18 protein-coding genes are annotated in these 21,166 nt (G+C 37.8%); 9 read left to right on the top strand and 9 right to left on the bottom strand.

The annotated features are described in order from the left end of the window. Window positions 1-30: 30 nt before the first annotated feature. From GAB14E_RS13980 to GAB14E_RS14000, 6 genes are all read right to left on the bottom strand, one after another. The gene (locus GAB14E_RS13980; RefSeq protein WP_033081863.1) at window positions 31-468 is read right to left on the bottom strand and encodes a DUF3019 domain-containing protein; all 438 of its coding nucleotides are present in this window, start codon (window positions 466-468) and stop codon (window positions 31-33) included. Beyond that, on the bottom strand, window positions 458-1,450 hold the full coding sequence (locus GAB14E_RS13985; protein ID WP_033081862.1) for a MipA/OmpV family protein: 993 nt from the start codon (window positions 1,448-1,450) through the stop codon (window positions 458-460). The genes GAB14E_RS13980 and GAB14E_RS13985 overlap by 11 nt, the downstream gene beginning before the upstream one ends. Window positions 1,451-1,847: 397 nt before the next feature. Further along, window positions 1,848-3,560: a sensor domain-containing protein gene (locus GAB14E_RS0122835; protein ID WP_052093609.1), complete on the bottom strand. Its 1,713-nt coding sequence runs from the start codon at window positions 3,558-3,560 to the stop codon at window positions 1,848-1,850. Beyond that, a complete protein-coding gene (locus tag GAB14E_RS13990; protein WP_033081861.1) occupies window positions 3,553-4,518 on the bottom strand; it encodes an ATP-binding protein in 966 nt (321 codons plus the stop codon). Before GAB14E_RS13990 ends, GAB14E_RS0122835 begins: the two co-directional genes overlap by 8 nt. A gap of 68 nt (window positions 4,519-4,586) precedes the next feature. Continuing rightward, a complete protein-coding gene (locus GAB14E_RS13995) occupies window positions 4,587-5,009 on the bottom strand; it encodes an STAS domain-containing protein (protein WP_033081860.1) in 423 nt (140 codons plus the stop codon). Window positions 5,010-5,380: 371 nt separating this feature from the next. Further along, window positions 5,381-7,477: a TonB-dependent receptor gene (locus GAB14E_RS14000; protein WP_033081859.1), complete on the bottom strand. Its 2,097-nt coding sequence runs from the start codon at window positions 7,475-7,477 to the stop codon at window positions 5,381-5,383. Window positions 7,478-7,790: 313 nt separating this feature from the next. On the opposite strand from GAB14E_RS14000, the gene GAB14E_RS14005 reads away from it, so the two are divergent. From GAB14E_RS14005 to GAB14E_RS0122830, 7 genes are all read left to right on the top strand, one after another. Beyond that, window positions 7,791-9,008, top strand: coding sequence for an acyl-CoA dehydrogenase (locus GAB14E_RS14005; protein WP_033081858.1), 1,218 nt, complete (start codon window positions 7,791-7,793; stop codon window positions 9,006-9,008). Between the two features lie 233 nt (window positions 9,009-9,241). Further along, window positions 9,242-10,132 carry an ABC transporter substrate-binding protein gene (locus GAB14E_RS14010; RefSeq protein WP_231562015.1) on the top strand — a complete coding sequence of 297 codons (891 nt, stop codon included), beginning with the start codon at window positions 9,242-9,244 and terminating at the stop codon, window positions 10,130-10,132. Between the two features lie 13 nt (window positions 10,133-10,145). Beyond that, window positions 10,146-11,429 carry a GGDEF domain-containing protein gene (locus tag GAB14E_RS14015; protein WP_033081856.1) on the top strand — a complete coding sequence of 428 codons (1,284 nt, stop codon included), beginning with the start codon at window positions 10,146-10,148 and terminating at the stop codon, window positions 11,427-11,429. Window positions 11,430-11,621: 192 nt separating this feature from the next. Continuing rightward, window positions 11,622-12,386 (top strand): class I SAM-dependent methyltransferase, encoded by a 765-nt coding sequence (locus GAB14E_RS14020; protein WP_231562014.1) that lies wholly within the window; start codon window positions 11,622-11,624, stop codon window positions 12,384-12,386. A 41-nt stretch (window positions 12,387-12,427) separates the two neighbouring features. Beyond that, window positions 12,428-12,934 carry a P-loop NTPase family protein gene (locus GAB14E_RS14025; protein WP_033081855.1) on the top strand — a complete coding sequence of 169 codons (507 nt, stop codon included), beginning with the start codon at window positions 12,428-12,430 and terminating at the stop codon, window positions 12,932-12,934. Continuing rightward, window positions 12,934-13,695, top strand: coding sequence for a phytanoyl-CoA dioxygenase family protein (locus GAB14E_RS14030; RefSeq protein WP_033081854.1), 762 nt, complete (start codon window positions 12,934-12,936; stop codon window positions 13,693-13,695). The genes GAB14E_RS14025 and GAB14E_RS14030 overlap by 1 nt, the downstream gene beginning before the upstream one ends. Before the next feature lie 218 nt (window positions 13,696-13,913). Then, on the top strand, window positions 13,914-14,102 hold the full coding sequence (locus GAB14E_RS0122830) for a hypothetical protein (RefSeq protein WP_033081853.1): 189 nt from the start codon (window positions 13,914-13,916) through the stop codon (window positions 14,100-14,102). Window positions 14,103-14,369: 267 nt separating this feature from the next. On the opposite strand, the gene GAB14E_RS14035 is transcribed toward GAB14E_RS0122830, so the two are convergent. The 3 genes from GAB14E_RS14035 to GAB14E_RS14045 all read right to left on the bottom strand — a co-directional run bounded on the left by GAB14E_RS14035 (window position 14,370) and on the right by GAB14E_RS14045 (window position 17,563). After that, window positions 14,370-14,612, bottom strand: a complete 243-nt coding sequence (locus GAB14E_RS14035; protein WP_033081852.1) for a hypothetical protein — start codon at window positions 14,610-14,612, stop codon at window positions 14,370-14,372. A 69-nt stretch (window positions 14,613-14,681) separates the two neighbouring features. Further along, entirely contained in the window at window positions 14,682-15,146 is a 465-nt protein-coding gene (locus tag GAB14E_RS14040; RefSeq protein WP_033081851.1) for a hypothetical protein, read from the bottom strand. A 221-nt stretch (window positions 15,147-15,367) separates the two neighbouring features. After that, window positions 15,368-17,563 carry a S46 family peptidase gene (locus GAB14E_RS14045; protein WP_033081850.1) on the bottom strand — a complete coding sequence of 732 codons (2,196 nt, stop codon included), beginning with the start codon at window positions 17,561-17,563 and terminating at the stop codon, window positions 15,368-15,370. Between the two features lie 350 nt (window positions 17,564-17,913). Here GAB14E_RS14045 and GAB14E_RS14050 point away from each other — a divergent pair, with 350 nt between their 5' ends. Further along, the gene (locus GAB14E_RS14050) at window positions 17,914-19,308 is read left to right on the top strand and encodes an imelysin family protein (protein WP_033081849.1); all 1,395 of its coding nucleotides are present in this window, start codon (window positions 17,914-17,916) and stop codon (window positions 19,306-19,308) included. Between the two features lie 154 nt (window positions 19,309-19,462). Next, window positions 19,463-21,148 carry a di-heme oxidoreductase family protein gene (locus GAB14E_RS14055; RefSeq protein WP_033081848.1) on the top strand — a complete coding sequence of 562 codons (1,686 nt, stop codon included), beginning with the start codon at window positions 19,463-19,465 and terminating at the stop codon, window positions 21,146-21,148. Window positions 21,149-21,166: the final 18 nt, after the last annotated feature.

Genomic DNA, 21,166 nt, shown 5'->3' with positions numbered 1-21,166 from the left:
ATAACTCAAGTGTTTGTTCTGACTAAATAATTAAAATAGTCGCCAACGACGTTTACGCGAGGTGTTTTTATGTTGCCAACTTACTTCAACTTGAGTTTCAGCTATGACCTTATTATCACTTACTGAGCGCAGTTGATATTTAATACTTTTATTCGATTCAAATTCTATTTTTATTTGCACATTATTGTTATTTTGCCAACAACCTAGCTGCTTGTTTTTACCTACTTGATATAAACAAAAACTTTCTTTTTTAGGTGATTGCCACTGTAGTTCTACCGTAGCAAAACATGCACGGCCTTGCCTTAAAGTTACACATTGTTCAGGCAAAGCAGTAAAGTTTAGTGGAACACTGCTAAGTGCCTTGCTTTCATTTGCATAGACCGGATTCAATACCAGCAGGTTGTAAAACAAAATCAGCATTACTTTTACATGGACTGTGGCAAATCCTTTGCCAACCTTAAAATACATATAACACTCCAAGCATCACTTGGATCACATGGTTAGTATCAACCAACGGGCTTGCTTTTACATTATTCGAATAAATACTCTGGGTTAAGCCGGCATTAAATGACCAGCTTTCTGATAAAGGGTATTGCGCATAAATTTCAATTTGGCCTCGAAAACCACCTTTAGCGGTATATGCAGCTCTGCTTTCATTTATTTCACTACTGCCTACGCCAATATAATAATCGACAATGTCTTGGCTAAAATAAGTTAAGCCAGTGCCCAAATAAATATCCCAATTTCGATAGGGCAATAAATAGCTGTAGAAGCTATCAACAATTACACCTCTGACACTTTTATCAAACTCGTCATCTCCTGAAGTAGTCGCTGCAAGGTCGAGGGTTAATAAAGAATTATCAAAGTATCTAGAGTAGCGCAAGGCTATACCTAGGGTCGCATTACGTTCTCTTAATCCTGCTAATAACTCTTTATCACCGCCACCGTATTCTATCTCTGCTGCAGGATCGTAACCTTGCATATAAGCTTTGGCAATAAGGTCAAGCTGCCAGTTATCTTCAACAACAAGTTGATAGCCAAATTCAGTACCGCCTAATAAAGCATTTGAGCGTCTTTGGTTGGTTTGTAGAAAAAAACCTTTATAGGATATATCAAATAATAAACCCGGCATGAAGTAGTCTAATAGATCATCTTGTTCTATGCCGTCAATAATTATCGGGTCATAAACTAAGGAGAAATCAAGTGCAAATTGCCATTCAAAATCATCTTTGAGTATAGGTTTATTAGCATTGTATTCTTGGTTGGCGCTGTGTTCTTGATTAGCAATATGCTCCAAGTTATCACTGGTTTCTTGTCCGTAACTTAACGCGCTAAACATTAACAAACTAGCAGCAAATAGCCTGATGAAATGGTGGTTTTTTCTTCGTCTGATATTATTTCTTTTAAAGGCCATAGCAGAACACAAAGTAAATTTACAATAAGTAATCATATGTTACCACTTTGTAATTGTTACTTGCGCTTAGCCGTGCAATTTTATTGTTTAAAAAGTGTAAGTAATGTTAAAAAACTTGAGAAAAAACTATAAAAGATCATTTTTAAACCGATGTAAGGGAATACACCAATGTCTTCCTTGCCATTAATGGTAAATTCGGTGGGAGAGCGCCATCTTCAAGTAATAAGTGAACCTTTTTATATGTAGGGGGAAGGGAACTATTAACTAGGATATCTATTGTTATTGGTTGTTTAGAAGCTCACAATGAAAGCCTTCATGAGCTTTCCTTAGACAATAAGCTGAAGCGGCGATAGTGCCTAATTTTTTGTGAAAGCTGTTAACCTAGTTGGATGAAATATGTGCAGGTGACCACACGTTTTTTGTATTATATTAATCAGCGAATAGGATCCATTTCTTGCCATAAGTTGGATGGTTTGTTTGATAAAGCATAATTTTTTTTAGGTGCAGGTTTACTTGTGTAACTTAATTGTTCAGGTTTATGGATATAATATCCTTGAGCATAATCCACTCCTATTTCTTTTAATTTCTCTAATATATCCTTGTTTTCAACAAACTCAGCGATGGTTTTTAATCCCATAGTATGGCCTACCTCGTTAATCGACTTCACCATAGCGTAAGAAGTTGAATCATTGACTATTTCTTTAACAAATGAGCCATCAATTTTTAAGTAATCTACGGTTAAGTTTTTAAGGTATGAAAAAGATGATAACCCCGAACCAAAATCGTCAAGTGAGAATTGAAAACCCAAGGCCTTTAAATTTTTGATCAATATAAGGCATTTATCAATATTTTGAATGGCTGCGGTTTCTGTAATTTCAAAGGTGATACGTCTGGCATCAATATCATGGATTTTTTGTAATGATTCAATATATTGCGCTAAGGTTGGGTCACACGTAGATAGCCCTGAAAGGTTAATGGAATAATTGGTTTTCTTGTCAATATTCGAAAAAGCACATTCGATAACCCAACGATCAATTTGAGGCATAAGATCGTATCTTTCGGCCGCTGGAATAAATGCATTAGGGGAGGTAAAGCTGCCGTCTTCATTTTTTAGTCGTATCAATATTTCATAATGCGCTGTCGAGGTGGTTTGATTAATATCTGAAATTTCTTGAACAAAGAGCCTGAATTGGTTGTCTTTAAGTGCTTTGGTTATTTTGGGTAACCAAGCGACTTGTTGTTTGTGTTGGTTATATTCCCCTGTTTCCAAGGAGGCAACATGGATTTGATTACGACCCTCATTTTTAGCTATTTGGCAGGCATTGTCAGCAGAGTTAATAATGTGGCTCAATTTATTGTTTTGTTGATTGATAACGGATATTCCAGCGGAAATACCTACCTTAATAGAGTGACCTTCATAAATAAAAGCCATCTCATCAACTGCCTTTCTGATAGCTTCTGCTATTTTTTCCGCCATTTTTAAAGGGCAATCGGCTAATAATACCGCAAATTCATCACCGCCAATTCTTGCAACTATATCTCTATTTCTAACATTACTTAAAAGGATAATAGCAACTCGTTTTAATAGCTCATCTCCTGCGGCGTGGCCTGCAATATCATTAACAGGCTTAAATCTATCTAAATCGATAAATAAAACGGCACCCGGTAAGTTATGTTCCACAGCTTTATGAATGTAGGTTTCGACACAGTCTTCAAAATCTTTCCTGTTACCTAAGTTAGTAAGGCTGTCATGGGATGCTTGATAACGTAACTGCTTTTCAAGTTTTACTTGTTTCGTTACGTCTTCAATAATGATTAATGAACCATTAAATAGTTCACGAATACGAAAATTCACTATGTTGAGGCTAATAGAAATGTCGAGAACATCAGCTTCAAATTTATCACCAGACTTAACCAGCGCTTGAAATTTTTTTAACATTTTTGATGAATTAACAAAAGTATCATTATAGCTTGCGTCAATTAAATCATCAGGGTTAGAGTTTTCAAAGCCGAGTAACCTTATTGCTTCGGCATTAATAATCCCTACTTCATGATTAACCGAAAAAGTAATAATGCCAAAGGGAGCGTTGCCAATAATACCTGTTAGGTATTTTCTAAGGTGAGTCGTTTCTACTAATTCATTCATAAGATTTTATCACTATAATAGTAGCGTCGTCATCGGCACGTGCATGGTTATCAAAAATATGTTCGGCATGTTTTTTTGAGTTAAGTGCTAAAGTGTCTATTTTGGGGAGCGAAACACTGTCAATGCCATTGGAATGTAATGCAAAGCAAAACGGGGAAGAAAGTTTAATATGAGTTATTATTAAGCTAGGAGGGAAGTTACTTCCCAAACCGCCTGATAGTTTTTGAATTGGATTCGATGTTGGTAATAAAGTTGTGATTGAAATATTACCAACGATAAGTGATTCTGCGCTGCTTGGTGTTATCCGCAACAATCCCATGTCCATACTCCTTGTATAATTTGCTCCTTTTAACAGCCTATGACAGCCTATAACTAACTCTTTTAAAGGTAGATCATAATGTTCGTTAATAAAAGTATTTATTAATAATAAAGCAGCTTGAACATTAGTTTTAGTTTCGTAACTATCAAACAAAGCAATTAAAATACATTCCCCTTGATAGGTTTTAATACAGAAATTATCTCTTTTATAGTATTCCCCCATTTTAGGAAAAGAAACGCTACCAATGTCTATTACTTCTCTGGGGATGGGTAAGTAACTAGTTAAAGTGATGGCAGTTCCCTTTGAACTGGTATTAATAACCATCTTATCAACAGTTCGTTTAGCTGCTGCTAGTCCTAACCCTAAGCTATTGTGAGTGCTGTAACCTGAGGCCATTGCTTGCTTGATATTTTTAATGCCTGGCCCAGTATCTTCAACTAGGATGCTTAACCCTTTCTGGTTAGTTGTTTTATATACATGGATCTTAGCCCCATTTGCATAACGAACTGCATTTATAGTGATTTCTGAAACAGCTAAAGAGATAAGGCTTGATTGAAACGAATCAAACCCTAGGTTGATAGATGCCTGTTTAACTTGTGCAGAAAATGAATATGCTTGCTCCTCTGTTGATAAAAACAAGGAGGGGAGAATAACCTGGTTATGTTTCGATAACGAGGTTGTGTTTTTACTCATCGTTATTTGTCAGATTAAATGTCAACTATTTTTTGATTGGATAACTCTAGGCTTTTAATCAGTGCTGACTTTAAGTCTCGACAAGTAATATAACGGCCTAAATTAACGCCGGCTGAAATCATTGTTTTTGCGAGCTCAGATGAAATACCGCAAAAAATGGGAATCACGCCTACCAAGCGTAAAACATCTCCCAATTTCACTAAATGCCCTGCAACTGATGAGTCAATGGCTTCGACATTGCCTAGATCAACAATAACCAAACTAATCTGTCTCGCACTCGCTATGGTAGTAACTTTATCTATAATGATGGCCATTCGAGATGAATCTAATGAGCCAAAAAGACCTGAGTAAATACAAGTGTCGGTAATTTCTGTTGCAACCATTGGGACTTCACCACCGATTTGCTTTCGGCTCAGGGCTACTTTTTGAGGTGCCATATAAACTTTCCATGTTGAGTGACTAAGTGGTTAACCTTAGAGTTATAAATATACAATAACAAGAGGCGTATTGATTTGTTTTTAAAGTAAATTAGTCAAGTGGTCAGATGTCTTGAGCGAGTTAGGGTATTAGTACAAATTTTAGGGGTACCTTAACTCATTTAAATTAGCAGAGAGTGTAATTTGCTAACCATGAAGGAAGTTACTTAGGACATTGCTGGGCGGCAAGAAAATTAACAAACAAGAAGTATAAATCACTTAGAAAAGTGATTTATACTTCTATTATTTAAAAGGGGACGGAAGTCAAAAAATTGATAATATACCCGTTAGCATTCAAGAGCTCACTGAAAGCAAGTGCTTTGAATGGTGAGCTAAAAACTCATTTTTAAACCTATATAAGGGAATACACCAATATCTTCTTCACCGCTGATATTAAATTCGGTTGGGGTATCGCCCTCTTCAGGTTCATAATAATAACCAGAGACATTCTTCTGTGCCATGGCATTAATAATAGCCATAGTCCACTGCGCGTCATAACCCCAGTACGTTGTTTGGTAATTCGCTTCTAAATCTAAGCGGTGATAAACAGGTAAAGTTTTTGCGTTTAACTCGCCATATTCAGGTAAGAAATGATCTTCATAGTCTGGGTTTTCACGTAAACCCGTAATAGGTGTATATTTAGCGCCACTACGCAGAGTAAAACGTAAACCAAAATCCCAGTGTTCGTTTAGTTGATAATTTGCTACCACATTGGCAACCAGAGGCGTATCTAGATAATAATCAGCTGAAACATTGGTTAAATCATCAGTACGCTGGCTTTGAGACCAACTTAACGATGCCCAACCAAACCAGCCATTATTTCGCTCATGCCTAACCAGCCATTCAACGCCTTGTGCATCACCAGAAGTATCATTAGTGTAATGTAATTCAAAGTCAGCCTCGGCTGAATGTTCATCGATAGAGCGTGGTAATTCTGTTAACTCTTTATGGTAAATATCAAGAGAGGTAAACCATATGTCGTTCAACTGGTAATCAACACCAAGTGAGTAATGAGTTGATTCCGGAGATTTTATTGCAGGATTACCTAACTTGTTTAATGCGGTATCAACATCAGGGAAGCGACTATAAGTACCGAACTTTGCTTTAAAAGTTAGCCCGTCTGCAGCAAACCAATCTAAAGCAAGTCGAGGGTGAATAAATGTTTGGTCGGTATAATCATTACTTTCAGCTCTCACGCCATAGGTTAATTGCCAGCTTTCACTCATTTGCCAAATATCATGAACATAAATGGCGATATCTTCATCAGTTAAGTTAGCATTGTCTTGAATTCGATCGCCTTTATTTGAGTCACAATCAGCATCATTTTCTGTGCAGTAATAAGGAATGATATCGAAACTGTAATCGACGTCTGATTTACTGTAATCAAGGCCAAAACCTAATTTGTGATCTTCAAGCCAAGTGATTTGTGATGAAAAGCGCAGGTTATATATTTCTTCATCAACTTTTATAAATTGTCCTTTACCAAATATTTCATCGGTTGTATTGACAGTGTGGCCTGCGACTAACTGCATGATCTTTTGTTCATCACCATAATATTGCCAAGAAATACTTTGGCTATCAAACGCGGTTGTTATTTTGAGGTCACCAACGCTATCTGGGTCAATACGACCATCTTCAGATTCTTCAGATATATTAACGCCGCCAGTATCACTGGCACCTGAGGCACTAAAGGTTAGTTTATGAGAGTCACCGATTAACCACTGATACTTACCTTGGTAATCTTCACTAACAGGGGCTTTAAATATGGTATAGCCTTCATCTTCTTCACCTTCAGGTAAAAACAGATGAATTTGGCTACGACGATAAGATATATAAAATGCTTGATCGTCAAAAGTTTCACCTTCAACCATGAAACCACTTTTTAGCATGCTTAGGTCGATGGTGGTTTCAATTTCTTGCTGGCGAGGATCACGTAGTTTTACATCAAAAACGCCACCCGTGGCATTCCCATATTCACTACCAAATGCTGCAGGGTGAAGGCTAAAGTCTTGAATGAGATTTTCATTAAAAATACTGTCACCGAACAAATGAAAAATATAACCCACGGGTATGTCATCTATATAAAAAGCGTTGTCATCAGGAGACGAGCCACGAACAGCGGGTGAGCCAGTATCACCGCCGGCATATACAATACCAGGTAAACTATAAACAGCGCTTAGAGGGTCATTACCAATACCAGCAACACTCATTAGTTGCTCAGTTTGTTCGGTCATTTCACTGTTAGCTTGATTACGTTTTGAGGTAACTTCGATAACCTCAAGACCTTCTTCAGCCACTTTTTTCTGAGTTGTTTTTGCTTTATCTTTTTCTGGTGCAGTTTCAGCAGCAGTTTCTATAGCCATAATGGGTAGTGAAAAACTGAGCAATAAAAGTGAACTTGCCATGCCTGTGGTTGAAGTTAGTCTCATGAGTGGGCGATCCCTGTCCTATTTTAATTGTATATGTGTATTTTGTATGGGTAAATTTTGTCGTACATTGATGTGTAAATCAGTAACCTAAGTGTCGAAAAACTGTCAACTAACTGTAAGAAAGTGTCAGTTCGTATACTCAAGCTGCCTCAATATGCAAGATTCAGTAGTGTTGAAACGTGCACCTTAAACTGGTTTGGCGATGAATTTTATTGTTCTAGCTCATCATGACGCTTGTATTGGATTGACTTGTGAAAGCTTTCCATTAGTATTTCGTGATATAACGCGGAAACAGCAACTCTAGGTGAATTTCATGTCAAATATTAAAGCAAATAAAGCTAGTCAAACGGGTAAGGGAAATAAAGTCCATTTTAATTGGCAAGATCCATTATTACTTGATTCTTTACTCTCTGAAGAAGAGCGTTTACTTCGAGATACAGCACATCAGTATTGCCAAGAAAAACTCATGCCACGTATCCTTTTGGCTAATCGTCATGAAAATTTTGATGTAGAAATTATGAAAGAATTTGGCGCAATGGGCTTACTGGGCGCTACTATTGAAGAGAAATACGGCTGTGCGGGTATTAACTATGTTAGTTATGGCTTAATTGCCCGTGAAGTAGAGCGAGTTGATAGCGGCTATCGCAGCGCTATGAGCGTGCAGTCTTCACTGGTTATGCATCCAATTCATGCCTATGGCAGTGAAAGCCAGAAAATGAAATATTTACCAAAACTTGCCACGGGTGAATATATCGGTTGTTTTGGTTTAACTGAGCCTAATTCAGGCTCAGATCCCGCCAGTATGGCGACTAAAGCCGTTGCGGTTGAAGGCGGTTATCAACTCAATGGCAGTAAAATGTGGATCACTAACTCACCCATTGCCGATGTCTTTATTGTTTGGGCCAAGCTCGACGGTATTATCAAAGGGTTTATTTTAGATAAAGGAATGGTTGGGTTATCAGCGCCTAAAATAGAAGGTAAATTCTCTCTTCGTGCCTCAATTACCGGCGAAATAGTGATGGAAGATGTTTTTGTACCAAGCGAGAATTTACTGCCCAAAGCCAGTGGTTTATCTGGCCCTTTTGGCTGTTTAAATAAAGCACGTTATGGTATCGCTTGGGGAGCACTAGGCGCAGCTGAATTTTGTTGGCATGGTGCTCGCCAATATACCTTAGACAGAGAACAATTTGGTAAACCGTTAGCAGCAACGCAACTCATTCAAAAGAAGCTTGCTGATATGCAAACAGAAATTACTACTGGTTTGTTGGCTTGTTTACAAGTAGGTCGTTTGATGGATGCTAACAACCTTGCACCAGAGGCTATCTCCTTAATTAAACGTAACTCATGTGGAAAAGCGCTCGATATTGCCAGACAAGCACGCGATATGCATGGCGGCAACGGCATTAGTGATGAATTTCACATTATTCGTCATGTGATGAATCTTGAAGCCGTTAATACTTATGAAGGCACCCATGATGTGCATGCCTTAATATTAGGGCGCGCTCAAACGGGAATCCAAGCGTTTTTTTAGCGCCATAAAGAGCGAAAAATACTAATGTAGTCACTAAATTAGTAAGCTGATTTAAGCTCAGTGATCCAAAAATATAAATTGTTTCTATACTTAAGAAACAATTTTATTTTGTCTTACTGATTTTGATTCATAAAGCCCTCACTTTATCTTTGATCACCTTGCTGGTTTTTATTAGCTCGGCTTTGCTTTATTCAAACTTTCAATCTAGTTGGCAGCCGCCGCAATATTCCGTCATGATTGCTGTTTCAAAAACCCCTTTGTCTACACCTTTTTATGTCGCTAAAGCCATTGGTGCTTTTGATGGTACTTGTGTAAGTGTTGAATTTGATCAGGTTGTTGGCGGTCAAAGAGCCTTTGCTAAAGTGATAAGTGGTGAAGTCGACTTTGGCACCAGTTCAGACTCGGTGATTGCCTTTCAGAGCTTGGCCAATAAAGCATTTGTTAGCCATGCTATGTTTGTTCAGTCCGATAATGATGTCAAATTGATTACTCGCCCATCGGCAAAAATCAACTCATCTATTGACCTTAAAGGTAAGCGCATAGGTGTCACTAAAAAAACGGCCAGTGAATACTTTCTTAGTACTTTGTTAGCCCTTGAAGGATTAACTACTGAGGATGTTGAACTTATTCATTTTAAACCAGATGAACTTATAAATGGTTTTATTAATAATGAAGTGGATGCCTTTGTACCTTGGGAACCTTTTGCTTTTCAAAGTGCTCAATTACTGAATGACCAAATAAAAATTCATAATACTAAAAGCTTAAATATACTCAGTTTTAATCTAATTTCTCAAACAGCTGATACGTTATTGGTGGATAAAGCAAAGTGCATAATTCAGGGGCTAAACATTGCCATTGATTATATTGTTTCGAACCCAGCTGAATCCAAGCAGATTGTTATTAATGAACTAGAACTTTCAGCAGAGCTTATTGATTGGGTCTGGCCAGATTATATTTTTAAATTAGCATTGAACCAGTCTTTAATATTGAGTGTAAAGTATCAAGCCATTTGGGCTATTGAAACCCAAATGAGTGAATTTGATGAGATTCCCCAAGTGGAGCAATTCATTGACAGTAGGGCGATGTTGCAAGTTAACCCTAGCGCGGTAAATATCCCCCAATAAAGGAAGAGTGGTCATGAATGGAAGCTTGTCACAACGTATTTACCTATTTACGCTAAGTTGTTGTTTATTATTTACTATATTGTTAGGCAGTGTTATTTGGTCTTCACAAACGGTAGAGCTGGCTTTTAGTCGAGATAGCTATGCACAACAACTCGATAATCAATTAAATACCTTAAAGCAGTTGGTTGTCAGTGATAATATTTATGCCAATCATTACAGTGTTGGTAATTGGCTAGTTTTACAACGAAAACTGACTAGCCTACTCAAGTCATCGCCGACATTAACACCGCAACAGAAAACCATTCAAACCAGTATCAAAAGCCAAAATGACAGCCTAAAACATTTGTTTGGACAAATAACCAAAAACAAATTAAAAAATGCCAGTGTGGCGATTAAGAATCATTTAAAAGCGAGGTTAATGACACAGTTAGAAGCCCTTCGGTCTGATTCTTTGCAATTGTCGGCCATCGCCCATAAAGATATTCATAATACGATTAAACATGAAGCGTTATTCATTATTTCTGTCTCTGCTGCCAGTATTGTTGCGTTGTTATTTGGCGCCTTTACCTTCACAAATATAGTGAGCAAGTCTCTTGATGAAGTAAAACGAGCATTTAAACAAAACCACAGTGGTCACTTTCAAAAAATTCGACTTTCTCATCGCTCTCAAGAATTTGATAGCATAGTTAAAGCTTTTAATACTATGAATGAAAAGTTAAGTGAAACTACGGTATCTTTGGAAGTAATGAAAAAGGTAGTGGAGGAAAGGACGCATGTATTAGAGCACCTTTCTAATACGGACCCATTGACTAAAGTGGCTAACCGGCGGGCATTGTTTGAGCGAGCCAATATGGAATACTCTCGGGCAGTGCGAAGTAACAATAAACTGACCTTACTTTTACTTGATTGTGATTTATTTAAAAACGTCAATGATGAATTTGGCCACTTATTTGGCGATGAATTGTTGATACATATCTGCAAAATTTGTGGCCAAGAGATACGAGATATTGATTTTTTGGCCCGTTATGGAGGTGAGGAATTTATCATTGTTTTACCTAATTGTGATATCGCCGGCGGTGTTGAAACAGCTAATCGCATTCAACAATCATTAGCACAACATTGCATAGCAATAGAAGATAAAGAAGTTTTCGTGACTTTAAGTATCGGCGTTAGCACGCTAACTGAGCGACATAAGAGTTTAGATCAATTAATCAATGATGCCGATAAAGCCATGTATCAAGCGAAGGACAATGGTCGTAATTGCATTGAAGTACTTACCCCCTCTAATTTACATTAAAGGCTTTCACTCAAATCCATCAGTTATACCAATTATCAATTGTTTACCAAATTGTTACATATTTTGAAACAAGATACTCATTGCTCAAAAAAAACTCTGATATAAACTGTCATTTTGACCCAAGGCGCTGCAATCACTAAACATGTGCTCTGCGCTCTATATTCATTAACGACAGCCAAGGATATAACAATAATGATGAAGACAATTCAAGGTAAATTTCCTGCCAAATTAGCTGCTAAGTTAGCCGCACTATCTACAATAAGTTTATTAGCTTTTGCTACGCCACTTTTAGCCGGAACATTGGATTTATCTGGAAGAAGTGATAAAGATATCGAGCAAGATCTTACCCGAAAACCTGTGCAAATTATCGATTTTGTCGGCGTTAAAAAAGGTGACAAGGTGCTCGATTTGTTAGCTGGCGGCGGCTACTACTCTGAATTATTATCCCGTGTTGTGGGTGATAAAGGTGCAGTTACCCTGCAAATACCCAAAGCTTACCTTAAATATGCAGAGAAAGCCTTGGATGTTAGGCTTGCCAATGACCGACTAAAAAATGTTACTTACTTGCTTAGTGAAGCAGATAACTTAAAACTGAGTGAAAACACTTATGACAGTGCATTCTTGGTATTGGGTTTTCATGACATGTTTTTTCAAGATAAAGGTTGGGATTTCACTGCTGATGAAGTAATGCCACAAGTACTTAAATCACTTAAAAAAGGTGGCAAGTTGTTAGTTATCGATCATGATGCGGCAGAGAATAGTGGTATTCGCGATGTTAAAACACTGCATAGAATTGATAGCGCCTTTGTCAAAGCTGATTTAGAAAAGCGTGGTTTTAAATTTATTAAAACTTCAAAATTATTGGAAAATGATAACGATGATCATTCTAAGTTAGTCTTTGTACCTGAATTACGTCGTAAGACCGATCGCTTTGTTATGTTGTTTGAGAAAATTTAACGATAACTATTGGCATGCTCATCTATTTTTAAGGAAACACTTTGAGAAAAATACTCGTTTTTGGTAATTCGGCCAGTGGTAAATCTACCCTAGCCAAAGAATTAGCTAGCACAGAAAACCTGGCGCATTTAGATCTGGATTTGTTAGCCTGGCAAGCGACTAATCCACCGACAAGGACACCTTTAACTGAAAGTGCGCAAGCCATTGAGCATTTTATGCAGCAGCACAATAGCTGGGTTATTGAAGGCTGTTACAGTGATTTATTATTGATTGCTGAGACTGCATCGACAGAAATTATATTTATGAACTTATCGGTTGATAACTGTATTAGTAATGCTAATAATCGACCTTGGGAGCCTCATAAATATGCCTCAAAAACCGCACAAGGTGCTAATTTAGCCATGTTAATAGAGTGGATTTCACAATATGAGTGCAGAGATGATACTTTCTCTAAAGCAGCGCACCTGAATTTTTATCAAAATTATGCCGGTACTAAAACAATGTTAACCAGTAATGTAACGGCTAATGCACAGTATGTTGAACCCTAATGATAGAAAGCTATAGAGAAAATGGTTATTTGCTTATTCGAAACTTCCTTAGTGATAATGAAATAGGCGAACTACGCACAATTCTTAATGAATTTCACCGTTTATGGCAACAAGAAAATGCTGAGTTCTATCAGCAACAGGCGGTTAACTCGGCTTATTTAACCCGTAACGAATTTTTAAATAGCGAACAACGAGAGCGGTTATTTCAATTTATTGGCTCTGAAAAAGTAATGGCTGTTGTTAAGGCTCTGCTGCCTAAACAGCCGTGTTTTTTAAATACTCAGTTATTCTTCAATCCAGTAAATAAAAAGCAGACTAACTATTGGCATCGAGATCCGCAATATCATTTATCAATTGAGCAACAACAGGCGGCTTTAGCATCTTTTGATGTTATGCACCTTCGTTTGCCATTATTAGATGAGCCAGGCATTGAATTGGTGCCAGGAACACACAAACGTTGGGATTCTACAGAAGAGCTGCAGGTGCGTTTAGAACAAGATGGTCATAAAAATAATCAGTCTCTTGCACAGGGAAAAGTTATAAAACTGTTTGCTGGTGATTTATTGGTATTCTCAGCCAACATGATCCATCGTGGTTTGTATGGTATGGATCGTTTGGCGCTAGACATACTTTTTTGTCCGCCAGAGCCAAGTGTCATTGAGTTTGTCAGAGAAGATTGTTTGCCGAATAACGATATTTTAGCTGAGATTGAAGATAATAGTGCTTTTGTTAATACTATCAAGTTAAAAGCACTAAACTAATAGCATTAAATTCAATGCACAGGTAACAAACAATATATCTCATCAAGCACTAAATTCGTCAGTAATAAGTCAGTAAGCACTATGTCAATTAATACTATACCAGTGAACATTAACTCAGTAAAAAAGCCGGCTAATCATAAATTGTCTATAGTTACTTCATTCAGTCGTTAGGTTTATTATTTCTACATTCGCACTGTAGCTACTTTCTTGGGGCAAACATGGCAAAGATATTTACCAGAGCAAACAACTATTATTGGGCCTCCATCGTGATGTCTTTAGGTGTGTTGTTTAATTTACTTAAGCAAAACTTTGTTGGTGTTGGAATATTCCTTATTTTATCGGCTTTATTGATCGCCATTGGTTTTACCATAAGCCGAAAGCATTCAATGAAAGATGAACATGAATAAGCACTAATAATCAAAAAATAATGATTTTTAATATTCATTAACTAACCTGAACTTTGGATAAGCAGCACTTACTCAATATCCCCCCCTTTATCCGATTCTCAGCGTTATAACGTCGATAAATAACCCGTTATTCATAAATGTTTTGCCTTGATAATCGAATAAATTGAAACATTGATAGAGTCTATCGCTACGTAACATAGTTGCTAGTAATCTAAGCTGTTGTTTTTACTTAAACATCAAGTACTCATTACCCAGAGTTTAGGTTAACTAATATTCTATTTTCTTACCCTTTGTTTGTGTTGCTTTTTGTTTGACTACACGTTTATCAACTTGCACCATTTTAATGGTTTGTTCGACCATAGGGTCAGGGCTGAACATCTGCACAAAGACACCAAAAGCAAAGGCTATGCCTTTACGTTTTTTAGCCAATTTTAATAACCAACAGGCAGCAATAGCCAAAACAACAAAAAATAGCCACGGGGCTAGCATTAAATAAAATAAATCTTGCATGGGATTTTCCTAAAATAAACTGTTATCAGCTGCCATTACCAAAAAATATGGTGATAGCGTAAAGTTAAATTAAGAAAAATTTTGTTGGTGTTGTTCTCTTGCTTGATAGCTAGGTTTTTGGGTATACAAAGCGTTATGTCTAGCTTGGATACCTATGTGAATACTGAGTTGTGTTTGATAGGTTTGCTGTATCATCGCCTGCGCAGTTATCTGAGCATTTTTTTGCACAATATCGATATCAAGTTCATTTACTAACCTAAGATAAAGCCTCATAACTAGGCGGTAGTTATGTTCTTGTTGTAATAATGTTAGTAGGCTTTTTTGCAGTTTTGATTGATTATATTGCGGAGAAATAAAATCGTTAAGCTTGGTATTAGCGTTTATCTGTTCTACAAGCACAACACTATCTGTGGTCGCGTAGTAGTTAGTTGCCAATAGCGAAGATAACGGTAATGCCAGTGCTGAATGTACGGATAGGGAAGCACAAAGTAGTAGTATAAATTTTATCAAAAACTGTATGAAAACGTTATGCATTACTTGTTGCCTCCTTTATCTTTTATTAATCCATGACAGCATTAAGTGAATAACTGCTGTCGCTATTGTTGAGATTGGGCTAGAAGTTGAATTTTCAAGATGGGCATTCAATAAAATAAAAAATCCGGCACATGGCCGGATTTTTATGTACAGGATGTACGGTATTAAGCAATTGCAGGACGCACATTTGCGATAATTTTACAATATTACTAAGTTAAAGTTTACTCAACAATATCCATTTCTTCAATTAAGTTAGTGGCGCCATCTACATGCTCCATAACCCAAAGCATATAACGTACATCAACGTGTATTGAGCGATTTAACTTAGTATCGTAATCCCAATCACCAATAATACTTTCATAAACGCCATCAAATACTAAACCAACAAATTCAGCTTTGTCGTTTAACGTAGGAGAGCCTGAGTTACCACCGGTAATATCAAGCGTACCTAAATAGTTAACCGGTACTGAGCCAATAGCCGGTTTAGCATATTCGCCATATTGTTTTTTCTTGATTAAATCTAACTGTTTTTGTGGTGCGTCAAATGGCGACACACCAGTATCTTTAGCAACAATACCTTCAAGAGTAGTATAAGGCGTAGCCGTTAAACCATCTTGAGGGGAGTATCCTTTAACGTTACCGTAAGTAATACGCAAAGTGCTGTTAGCATCGGCATATACTGGTAAGTTATTATCGTTAAAGTAGGCAATAAGTGCTGCCATGTACTTAGGGCGGAAAGCTTGGATATTACCCGCTAACTCTTTTGATTTATCTTCAATAACTTTACGCTCTTTAAACGTAGTAACAGCTAATTGAATAAACGGGTCTTTACTTTTGTTAAAATCGTCTACTGATTTCGTCATTAGCGCTAAACGCTGTTCTTGAGAATTAAGCTTGGTGCTTTTGTACATTCTTTTTAATTGTTTACGTAACTTTTTCTCGTTAAAGTTTTTAGCTGTGGTATTGGTTAAACCAAAGAATTTATCAAATGAGTTGATACGCTCAGCTTTAGGTAAGGCAACGTAGTGCGTTAACATAGCGACAAGAATTTCTTTATCAATTTTCTCATCGTATCGACGATCAACAGATTTCATGCTTTGTTCAAAACGGGCGATATCACGTTCTTGGTAACCACGTTCACGTTCAATGTTTGGTTTAGTGTTTTCTATGGCTAAACGGTGCAGTGATTTCGCCGTAGACAACATTTTGCTGTAACGCATGTAACCTAAAATTAAATCGCGAGCTTGTTGTTTATCATCTTGTTTAACTAATTTATCTAAACCAGATAACGCTGCACCGTATTGTGCTTTACGCTTTGAACTGCTCTTTAACCATTTTGTTAGGTTTGTTTCAAGTTCTTGTTTGCGTTGTAAAAAAGTACCCTTGTTGTAGCTGTGGATCATAGAACCATAGTTTTTAGCATAATTTGCTAAACCAGCTAAGGTGCTTTCGTACTTAATACGCGCTTCACTGCCAACTGCTGAGTGTGTATGAATTAAATCAATAATCTCTTCGCGGTAAGCTTTCGCATGTGGGTAAGTCCAAGAGAAAGTATTTTCAACTTCATAAGCGGTGCGGTAGCGGTTAGTTCTGCCTGGATAGCCAAGCACCATGATGTAATCACCGTCATCAACACTGCTTTTGTTTACTTTTAAGTGATGTTTAGGTTTGTATGGCACATTGTCTTCATGGAAATCAGCAGGTTGACCATCTTTGCCAACATAGGCGCGATAAAAACCGTAATCGCCAGTGTGGCGTGGCCACATCCAGTTATCGATATCGCCGCCGTATTTACCAATACTGCTTGCTGGCGCATGTACTAAACGCACATCACGAATAGTAAGCTGTTTGAATAAATAATATTCTAAACCGCCGTGAAAGTTAACGACACTACAGCGGTATCTATCATCATTTTCACACTCAGCGACTAATTTTTTTGAATTAGTATCAACGGCCTTATAACGATCACTACCTGACATTTTGCTTGAAACACCTGATTTTACCAGTTCAGTAACTTCGGTAATTTCTTCGGTAACATAAATGCGACTACCCGGTGTTGCTGGTAATTCTTCAGCGAATTTTTTAGCTAAAAAACCATTTTTTAATAAGTTGTTTTCTGCTGTTGAATTATATTGTACTGAGCCGTAAACACAGTGATGGTTAGTCGCCACTAGGCCTTGATCAGATACGAATGAAGCAGTACAACCACCAAGACTAACAATGGCGCCCATAGGGAAACCTGTTAGCTCGGTTAAATCATTTGGATTTAATTTTAATCCCGCTTTGGTTAATTCTTTGGCGATTGTGGGTAATTGGTTTGGTTGCCACATTCCTTCATCGGCCATTACTGCGGTACTGCTTAGCGCTAGTACCGGCAACATTACTTTTAAAGTAAGTAATTGTTTTAGCTTTTTCATAATATCCCTAACAATAATTTTTTCGTTATTTTTATAAGAACTCGCCTTTGGCGGAGTTACTCTTTAGACCAAACAGCTCAATAAATTAGCCCGCTGGTCTTATTAACACCTGCCGATTTTGCGCTAGTACACCGACCGAGTCAAAAAAAATAGTTAAAAAATATATCCAGAGGCTGTAAATGAGTTTTTTCATCGAATACTTCGAAGAGGTATTTAATGGGTAGCACAAAAAGTAGAGTTGTTTGTCGAATAGTGCAAATAAGATGTAACAAAGTGTAGACAAATTACTAATCATAGTTATAATGCGAACCATTATCATTTGTACTATAACTTTTAGGGGATTAGGGAACATGAAATTTAGTTCTTTTTCAAAAATATCAGCAGCGTTAATTGTTGCTTTCAGCTTAACAGCTTGTGTTGAAGACGGCGATGACGGTACTTCTGGTGTTGCAGGCGCAGACGGTGTTGCTGGTAAGAGTGGCGTAAGTACTTTTGTAACACGTGATGATGTTATTAAAACTAACGCTAATATTGCTTATGCAGCTTATTCAGACGCACTAATCAGTGCTACTGACCTTAAAGTTGTTCTTGAGTCATTTGTTGCAACGCCAACACCGGCTAATTTTGCTTTAGCAAAACAAGCCTGGTTAGATTCACGCGAACCATACGGACAAACTGAAGTTTACCGTTTTCGCCAAGGTCCTATCGATGAATTAAAAGCTGACGGCACATTAGGTAAAGATGATGCGGGTGAAGGCCCTGAAGGTTTAATTAATGCGTGGCCACTAGGTGAAGCAATCATCGATTATGTTGAACCTGTAGATGGTTTATCTGGTCCTGAAAGCCCAGCCAATGCAATTACAGATAACATTATTGCTAACACTTCAGCTTACCCAACCATTAATGCTGCAACGCTAGAAAATCTTTTCGAATATGGTGAAGATGGCCGTAACGTAACTACAGGTTACCACGCGATTGAATTTTTATTATGGGGTCAGGATTTAAATAAAGATTTAACCGGCGCAGGTGAGCGTGATAATTCGGCGGGTCAACGTCCAGTAACAGATTATTCAAATACAGTTAACGCTTGTACTTCAGGTACAGTTGCTACAACGGATAATATTTGTGTTCGTCGTGGTCAATACCTAGTAACTACAGCTGAATTACTTATTAAAGAATTAAAAGCAGTAACAGCGCAATGGGAACCCGTTTCTGGAGCACATTACAAAAACTTTGTTGCCGGTGGCGATGTATCTTTAGCAAAAATTCTTGAAGGCATGGGTCGTTTAAGTTTCGGTGAATTAGCCGGTGAACGTATTAACATCGCCTTGATTGAAAACTCTCAAGAAGATGAACATTCTTGTTTTAGTGATAATACTCACAGAGACATCTTCTTAAATGCTAAAGGTGTACAAAACAGCTTTAACGCTAAGTATGTTCGCATTGACGGTGAAGTGATTGAAGGAGCTTCAATTTATGACTTGCTTGTCGTTGAAGAGCAACATGAATTAGCGAATAAATTACGTGGTGCGTTAGAAGCAACTATGGCTGCTGCAGCGGTAATTGATACTAAAGCTAAAACAGGTATGCCATTTGATATGTTAATTCAAGAAGGCATTACTCAACCTAATATTAAAGCAATTATTGACGCATTAGTTGCACAAACTGATGATATTGAAGCGGTAATTGAAGCATTAGGGGTAACTACAAATGACCTTAGAGATGATACAGACCAAGATATCTAAGGCTTAATTGATTTAGCAAATATTTTGTTTGTAGGTAATGGGCTCTCATTGAGCCCATTACCATATATAAAGATATCACCATCCACATAAGTGAGTACTCGCTTATGTGGATTGTCTCGTTTAAAGCGAGAAAGAATAAATTGAGAGCACAATAATGTATAAAAGCGCAGTCGTTATTTTCCTAAGTTTCTTTTTACTGAGTACCGTTTTATCAGGTTGTGGAGGCTCTGATACGGTAGCAACAGTCAAACCAGCACCTGAGCCACCAGCACCCGAGCCAGTCCTTGATCACAGTGGTTTAACACCGATAAGTATCGATGTAATAGATAAATTGGAATATTTATCTGGAGGTGATGCCACGGTCTTTGTCAGTAATGAGAATGCTTTTAGCAGAAAACCCGCTTTGATTATTGATGACTTTCAATTAGACGGATTTTTTACGCAAGGTGATCACTTATTTCGCACCCCAGATGATGATATCGGGCCCATTTTAAGCACTGGTAGTTGTCAAGGTTGTCATTTAAATGATGGCCGCGGCGTAGTCCCGAGTACACCTACTACACCCATGAGCAGTATGTTGGTTAAACTAGCCAACGGTAAAGGTGAAGCGGATCCTATCTATGGTGACCAAATTCAACCTTTTTCTATTCATGGTTTTATGGATGGTAATGCTTTGAGCGCAGGTTTCTCTAAACACGATGGTTCAGTGAGTGGTACTGAATTATATGGTGAAGCATTTCCCTTTATTGTTTTTGAGACCATCACTGGTTCATACCCTGATGGCACAGCTTATGCGTTACGTAACCCTGTTTATAAAGTACGCGATTTAAGTTACGGCGCTTTTATGGAAGATATACGTTTTTCTGCCCGTGTCGCTCCACAAGCATTTGGTGTTGGTTTATTGGATGCTATTCCGCAAGAAAATTTACTTGCCCTTGTTGATGAAGATGATAGTGATAGCGATGGCATTTCTGGTCGCGCTTCTATGGTGACTAATGTTTTTACCGGTGAAAAGGTCATTGGCCGTTTTGCCTACAAAGCGCAAAACCCTACAGTGTTACAACAAGTTTCTGGTGCCTATAACGGTGATATGGGTGTTTCTACTAGTATCATTTCTACTGAACCATGTTTAGATACACAGCTTGCCTGTTTGCTTGCCGCAGAACAAGAAAATAAGACAGGTAATGTAGTTGATTTAGGTGATCATTCTCTTGCCTTAGTTGAATTCTATAACCGTGTTTTAGCCGTTCCTGCCCGCCGTGGTTATGATAAAGATAGCGATATTTGGACAGAGGAAGTGACTGCTGGTCGAAAATTGTTTTTACAAGCAAATTGTAGTGGCTGTCATACTCCGCGTCATGTCACGGGTGATGCTAAAGGCAGTGAACTCGGTGAATTAACGTTAGGTGGTTTAACGGCTAATACGGACACTGAACATGCGGAATCTATTGCGGTATTGTCAAATCAAACCATTTACCCTTATACCAATTTATTACTGCATGACATGGGCGGCAGCTGTGCGGTTACTCGAGAAACTGAAGCTGGTTTATCTTGTTCAACGGGCGCTGAGTGTTTATACGTGCAGCGTTGTGATGGCTTAGCTGATGGTGTTATGCAAGGTGATGCCAGCGGCAGTGAATGGAAGACACCAGCGTTATGGGGCTTAGGCTTGGTACAAACAGTCAACCAAGATTCAAGCTTTTTACATGATGGCCGCGCACGCACTATTGAAGAAGCGGTGTTATGGCATGACGGTGAAGCAAAAGACTCTAAAGACACCTTTATGAATTACAGTAAAGCTGAGCGTGAACAGCTACTTGCTTTCCTTAAATCCTTATAATTGGTGGCGTTGTAGTTT

The sequence above is a fragment of the Colwellia psychrerythraea genome (genome assembly GCF_000764185.1).
Classification (GTDB): Bacteria; Pseudomonadota; Gammaproteobacteria; order Enterobacterales; family Alteromonadaceae; genus Colwellia; species Colwellia psychrerythraea_B.
Note: the sequence above shows the minus strand (reverse complement) of the source record. Positions and strands in the feature narration are given on the sequence as shown.

Bases quoted from the DNA above. Each gene is read 5' to 3' on its own strand.
- GAB14E_RS13985 (WP_033081862.1), bottom strand. From the start codon at position 1,450: ATGATTACTTATTGTAAATTTACTTTGTGTTCTGCTATGGCCTTTAAA.
- GAB14E_RS14015 (WP_033081856.1), top strand. From the start codon at position 10,146: ATGAATGGAAGCTTGTCACAACGTATTTACCTATTTACGCTAAGTTGT.
- GAB14E_RS14035 (WP_033081852.1), bottom strand. From the start codon at position 14,612: ATGCAAGATTTATTTTATTTAATGCTAGCCCCGTGGCTATTTTTTGTT.
- GAB14E_RS14055 (WP_033081848.1), top strand. From the start codon at position 19,463: ATGTATAAAAGCGCAGTCGTTATTTTCCTAAGTTTCTTTTTACTGAGT.
- GAB14E_RS14050 (WP_033081849.1), top strand. From the start codon at position 17,914: ATGAAATTTAGTTCTTTTTCAAAAATATCAGCAGCGTTAATTGTTGCT.
- GAB14E_RS13995 (WP_033081860.1), bottom strand. From the start codon at position 5,009: ATGGCACCTCAAAAAGTAGCCCTGAGCCGAAAGCAAATCGGTGGTGAA.
- GAB14E_RS14040 (WP_033081851.1), bottom strand. From the start codon at position 15,146: ATGCATAACGTTTTCATACAGTTTTTGATAAAATTTATACTACTACTT.
- GAB14E_RS0122835 (WP_052093609.1), bottom strand. From the start codon at position 3,560: ATGAATGAATTAGTAGAAACGACTCACCTTAGAAAATACCTAACAGGT.
- GAB14E_RS14010 (WP_231562015.1), top strand. From the start codon at position 9,242: ATGATTGCTGTTTCAAAAACCCCTTTGTCTACACCTTTTTATGTCGCT.
- GAB14E_RS0122830 (WP_033081853.1), top strand. From the start codon at position 13,914: ATGGCAAAGATATTTACCAGAGCAAACAACTATTATTGGGCCTCCATC.
- GAB14E_RS13980 (WP_033081863.1), bottom strand. From the start codon at position 468: ATGTATTTTAAGGTTGGCAAAGGATTTGCCACAGTCCATGTAAAAGTA.
- GAB14E_RS14030 (WP_033081854.1), top strand. From the start codon at position 12,934: ATGATAGAAAGCTATAGAGAAAATGGTTATTTGCTTATTCGAAACTTC.
- GAB14E_RS14020 (WP_231562014.1), top strand. From the start codon at position 11,622: ATGATGAAGACAATTCAAGGTAAATTTCCTGCCAAATTAGCTGCTAAG.
- GAB14E_RS14045 (WP_033081850.1), bottom strand. From the start codon at position 17,563: ATGAAAAAGCTAAAACAATTACTTACTTTAAAAGTAATGTTGCCGGTA.
- GAB14E_RS14000 (WP_033081859.1), bottom strand. From the start codon at position 7,477: ATGAGACTAACTTCAACCACAGGCATGGCAAGTTCACTTTTATTGCTC.
- GAB14E_RS14005 (WP_033081858.1), top strand. From the start codon at position 7,791: ATGTCAAATATTAAAGCAAATAAAGCTAGTCAAACGGGTAAGGGAAAT.